The 5168-nt window shown below is 75.2% G+C and carries 4 protein-coding genes; all 4 read left to right on the top strand.

Annotated elements, in window-relative coordinates; genetic code table 11:
• Nucleotides 1-842: LytR C-terminal domain-containing protein (locus tag AB0L40_RS26355; RefSeq protein ID WP_364361544.1), on the top strand; the 842-nt coding region annotated here is incomplete at its 5' end.
• A gap of 118 nt (nucleotides 843-960) precedes the next feature.
• Entirely contained in the window at nucleotides 961-1503 is a 543-nt protein-coding gene (locus AB0L40_RS26350) for a histidine phosphatase family protein (RefSeq protein ID WP_364361542.1), read from the top strand.
• Nucleotides 1500-3389: a FlgD immunoglobulin-like domain containing protein gene (locus tag AB0L40_RS26345; RefSeq protein WP_364361540.1), complete on the top strand. Its 1890-nt coding sequence runs from the start codon at nucleotides 1500-1502 to the stop codon at nucleotides 3387-3389. The genes AB0L40_RS26350 and AB0L40_RS26345 overlap by 4 nt, the downstream gene beginning before the upstream one ends.
• On the top strand, nucleotides 3368-4912 hold the full coding sequence (locus AB0L40_RS26340; protein ID WP_364361538.1) for an O-antigen ligase family protein: 1545 nt from the start codon (nucleotides 3368-3370) through the stop codon (nucleotides 4910-4912). Before AB0L40_RS26345 ends, AB0L40_RS26340 begins: the two co-directional genes overlap by 22 nt.
• The last annotated feature ends 256 nt before the right edge of the window (nucleotides 4913-5168 follow it).

The raw sequence follows: 5168 nt of genomic DNA, 5'->3' as shown, positions 1-5168 counted from the left end.
GCTCCCCGGGCGCGACCCGTGTCCTCTCGGCGGCCTCCGCCGCCGGCGGACCACGCGCGTCCACGCCCGCCGGCGCCGCGGCGACGGCCCGCGAGCGCGAGCGGGACTCCGGGCCCGACCGCTCGATCGGTCAGATCATCGGCGTCGCCGTGGTCGGCGTCGTCGTGCTGCTGGCGCTGCTCTTCGCGTTCGGCGTCATCGGCGGCGGCAGCGACGGGCCGAAGGGCACGGGCGCGAAGAGCGCTCCCGGCGGCACGGATCCGGATCCGAAGCCGAAGTCGCCGTCGAAGCCCTATCCGCCGACCGAGATGACGACGCTCGTGCTCAACGCGTCGGGCAGCGGCGGACTGGCGGGGGACGTCTCGGACCTGATCGATCAGAGCCTGCGCCTGCAGATGAGCAAGGCGACGAACTACACGGTCAACGGCGTTCCGGCGTACGAGGACGTGACCACCGTCCAGTACCGCTCCGACAGCTCGTCGACGTCGAACACCCGTCAGAACCGGCTCGCCGCCCAGGCGGTCCAGAAGCTGCTGAGGAAGACCGTCCCCGGCGCCCGCCTCGCGCGCATGACCGACGATGTCGCCGCGAACGCGGGCAGCAGCCGTCTCGTCGTGCTCGTCGGCAAGGACTACGCCGCCAAGAAGGCACCGACCACGACGTCCGGCAGCGGCGCGACGACGGGCACGGGTGGCACGTCGTCCACTGGCGGCACGTCCTCCACCGGCGGCGCCACGTCGACCACGACACCCCAGTCGACCACCGGCGGCCAGCTCACGCCCCAGACCGGGGATCTCGGCGACGGGACGAGCGACGGCACCGGCGGGACCGCGGTTCCGTAGGGTCCCGCAGGCGACGACCGCGGCGGTCCGCGGTCGTCCGCCCGGACGGGAGCCCCTCCCGCCCGGATCCGGTCGGCGGCAGGACCCGCGCGCCGACCGCCGAAGCTCTCCACGCCGCATGATCCTGCTCGCTCGCCACGGACGCACCGCGTACAACGACGAGGGCCGCTTCCAGGGACGCGGTCCCGTGCCGCTCGACGCCCACGGCCGCGGTGAGGCCGCCGCGCTGGCCGACGTCATCGCGGCGCGCGGCGACGTCACCCGGATGATCGCCAGCCCGCTGACCCGGGCGATGGAGACCGCCGCGATCATCGCCGCGCGGACCGGGATGGCGCCGGAGGTCGACCCGCGGCTGGCGGAGACCGACACCGGCCTGTGGACGGACCGCACCTACGCGGACGTCATCGCCACCGACGGCCAGGACGCGTACGACGCGTTCCGCCGGCTCGAGCCCGCGTTCGGGGCCCCGGGCGGCGAGACGTTCGCCGACCAGCTCGCCCGGCTGCTGCCCGCGGTCGCCGACGCGCGCGCCGCCGAGGGCGACGGCGACGTCACCCTGCTCGTCTGCCACGGCAACGTGATCCGCCTGCTGCTCGGCCACTTCCACGGCACCCGTCCGACGCACGAGGCGATCGCCAACACCCACCTCGAGGCCCTGTGACCCGCGCCGCCCGCGTCGTCTTCGGGATCCTCGTCGTCGCGACCGTCGCGTCGTTCTTCCTCGCCCAGCGGCTGAAGAACCAGCCGGCGGTGCTGCAGCGGATCGGCATCTCGCCCGCCTTCTCGCCCGACGGCGACGGGCACCGCGACAAGCTCGCGATCTACTTCGTCGTCAAGCGCGCGCAGCCGATCACCGTCCAGGTCGTCGACCCCGGCGGCCAGGTCGTCCGGACGCTCGCGACGGACGTCCACGCCAAGGCCTACACGCGCAACCGCTTCGTCTGGGACGGCAAGGACGACGCCGGGCGCGTCGCCACCGACGGCCGCTACCGGCTGAAGGTGGTCCTCGAGGACGAGGGCCGCAGCATCGTCGCGCAGACGAAGTCGTTCGAGCTGCGCACCGACCCGCCGCGCCCGAGCGTGCGCGGGATCTCGATCGCCGGCGGCGCTCCCGGCGAGGGCCGCGCGATCCTGCCGACCGTCGACGGCAAGCCGCTCGTGGCCAGCCTGCGCCTGCGCGGCTGGGAGCCCTCGGCCCGCGTGGTCCGCACGGGCCCGGGCGCGCCGACCGTCGTGAAGGACCTGAAGGTCGAGGGCATCGAGCGTGACACGTCGGGTACGCAGCTGTCCGACGCGGCCGGGCAGCCACGCGTCTACCGCGCGCGCACCGGCACCGCCACGTGGGACGGGACGCTCGAGGACGGCTCCCCCGCGCCGGCGGGCACCTACGTGATCCAGGTCTGCGTCCGCGACCGCGCCGGCGTGCGCGGCTGTGGCCCCCGCGCGGCGGTCGGCGGCGGGCTGCCGGGCACCGAGGACGACGGCCGGCTGCGCGGCAAGGGCGGCATCACCGTCCGCGACATCGGCGTCCAGGCCAACCCCGCCCCGGTCACCGCCGGCAACCGGCTGACGTTCTTCGTCGACGCGCGCGGCAAGCGCTACGACTGGGTCCTGCGGCGCGTCGGCACGCGCCGCCCGGTCGACCGCGGGACGTCGGACGCGCCGGTCCTGAAGGTCCGCACCCGCTCCGAGCGCGGCGCGCTCTACCGGCTGGCGGTGTCCGCGAACGGGCACCGCGTCGAGGTCCCCGCCCTGGCCAACGACCGCGCGGCGCAGCCCGTCCTCGTCGTCCTGCCGGCGCTCACCTGGCAGGGCCTCGACCCCCTGGACGACGACGGCGACGGGCTCGCCAACACGCTTTCGGGCCCGGAGGAGAGCCGCAACAGCCGCGTCCGGGCGCCGCGGGTCCTGAGCGCGCTGCCCCGCGGCTTCGACACCGGCGACGCGCCCGCGCTCGCCTGGCTCGCCCGGCACGGCAAGCGCTTCGAGCTGACGTCCGACCTCGCGCTCGCGCTGGGCCAGGGTCCGAAGATCGCGGGCCACGAGGGTGTCCTGCTCGTCGGCGAGGAGCGCTGGATCAGCCCCGACCTCGGCAAGCAGCTGCGCGACTTCGTCCGTGGCGGCGGGACGCTCGCCGGGCTCGACCCGGCCGGGCTGCGCCGCTCCGTGGACCTCCGGAAGAGCGGCAGCGGCGCGGTGCTGCGGTCGCCCGGCCCGTTCACGGCGGAGAACGCGCTCGGCCTCACGAGCCGCGGCTCCGTCCGCCTGCAGGGCCCCGTCCAGAACGACAAGGACGACATCGGGCTCTTCGACGGCAGCGACGGGCGGTTCGACGGCTACCCCGTCGGCTGGCCGCTCGAGGACACCGGCGAGAACACCGTCGTCGCGTCCGCGGTCGACCGCGCCGACCACGTGCTGATCGCCGCCGTCAAGGTCGGCGACGGCTTCGTGATCCGCACCGGGCTCCCGGACTTCGCCCGGCGCCTCGCCACCGATCCCGACACCTCCGAGCTGATGGACAGCACATGGCGACGACTCTCGCGCTGACGGCCGTCGCCCTCGCGGCGGCGCTCGCGCTGCTGCTGAAGTCCCCCAACGCCCGGGCGGGGGCGATGGCGATCGCCCTGATCGGCGCGCCGATCATCCTCCTGGCGCAGGTCTGGGACGCCGGCCCGGTCGAGCGTCTGCGCGACCACCCGCCGGTGCTCGCGGCCGTCGTCGTCGCAGGGCTCGTGGTGCTCGTCGCCGGCGCGTGGATCTTCCGCCGCTGGCCGCTGCTCGTGCCGCTGGCCGCCGCGTTCGTGCTGCCGTTCCGCGTGCCGCTGGACCTCGGCGACGGGCAGCCGGTCAACCTCCTGCTGCCGCTCTACGTCGTCACCGGCGCCGCCGCGCTGGCCTGGGCGTGGGAGCGCGCGCAGGCCGACCCCGACGCGCCCGACGGCGACCGCCGCCCCGGCGCGGCCGACGTCGCGCTCTTGCTGTTCGTCGTGCTCTACGCGATCGAGAGCTGGTGGTCCGACGACCAGAGCAAGGCCGTCGAGCAGGTCGCGTTCTTTTACGTGCCGTTCGCGCTGCTCTACGTCGTCCTGCGGACCGTGCCGTGGACGCCGAAGCTCGCCGCCAGGGCCTTCGGGGTCGTCGTCGTGGTGGCGCTGGCGCTCGCGGGGGTCGGCTTCTACGAGGCGGCGACGCACCACGTGCTGCTGAACCCGCGCGTGATCGCGTCGAACCAGATCGACGACGTCTTCCGGGTCAACTCGCTGTTCTTCGACCCGAACATCTACGGGCGCTTCCTGGCGCTGACGATGCTCGGGATCACCGCCGCGATGCTGTGGACGCGCGCCGGCCGCACCGTCGCGATCGCCGGCGTGCTGCTGGCGATCCTGCTCGGCGCGCTGATCACGACCTACTCGCAGACGAGCTTCCTCGCGCTGCTGGCCGGCCTGACCGTCCTCGGCGGCCTGCGCTTCGGGCCCTGGAAGGCGTTCGGGTCGCTCGTGGCCGTCGTGCTCGTCGGCGTCGTGCTGGTGCTCGCCGCGCCGGGCGCCCTGAACATCAAGGGCCTGAACGAGGGCGGCGCCGACGACGCGACGTCCGGCCGCGTGACGCTCACCGGCGGCGGCATCGGCCTGTGGGCCGACCACCCGATCGAGGGCGTCGGCTCCGGCGGCTTCGCCGTCGCCTACCGCCGCGCCGAGCGCTCCGGCGAGCGCAAGGCCGTCGACGCGTCGCACACGATCCCGATCACGATCGCCGCGGAGCAGGGCCTGATCGGTTTGGCCGCCTACCTCGTGCTGCTCGTGCTCGTGCTGCGCCGCCTCGTCCGCGACGCCGAGGACCTGCCGGCCCGCGCGGCGATCGCGGCGATGACGATCGCGCTGATCGTGCACACCATGGGCTACGCGGCGTTCCTGGAGGACCCTGTGCTCTGGGTGCTGCTCGCCGTCGGCAGCGCGCTGGCGCCACCGCGCCCGGAGGCCCGGCGCGCCCGGCTGCGGCTGCGGCGGTCGAAGACCCCTGCGCGCCGGCCGCGGCCGGCGGCCGCCGACGCGGCGCCCCCGGCGCCGTGAGCGGGTCCGGGAGCACGCCCGACGGTCCGGATCCCGTCGGGGCGGCCGGCGGCGGAGGCGTACCCGGATCTCCGGATCGGGAGGGGCCCGCCGGCGGTTCGACCGCCCCGGCGACGGGGGACGCACGCTCCGCCGACGGGTCACCGGCCGCGGCCGGCGGCGCGCCGCAGACGGTCGCTCCGTCCCGGGGCGGTACACCAGATGACGGAGCGGATCACCACGAGAGGACGATCAGGACGGCAGGTCCTGCTCGTCC

This window comes from Patulibacter sp. NPDC049589 (assembly GCF_040675535.1).
Taxonomy (GTDB): domain Bacteria; phylum Actinomycetota; class Thermoleophilia; order Solirubrobacterales; family Solirubrobacteraceae; genus Patulibacter.
Note: the sequence above shows the minus strand (reverse complement) of the source record. Positions and strands in the feature narration are given on the sequence as shown.

What these genes read in the sequence shown, in the direction of transcription:
- AB0L40_RS26350 (WP_364361542.1), top strand. Translation starts at nt 961, where the DNA reads ATGATCCTGCTCGCTCGCCACGGACGCACCGCGTACAACGACGAGGGC.
- AB0L40_RS26340 (WP_364361538.1), top strand. Translation starts at nt 3,368, where the DNA reads ATGGCGACGACTCTCGCGCTGACGGCCGTCGCCCTCGCGGCGGCGCTC.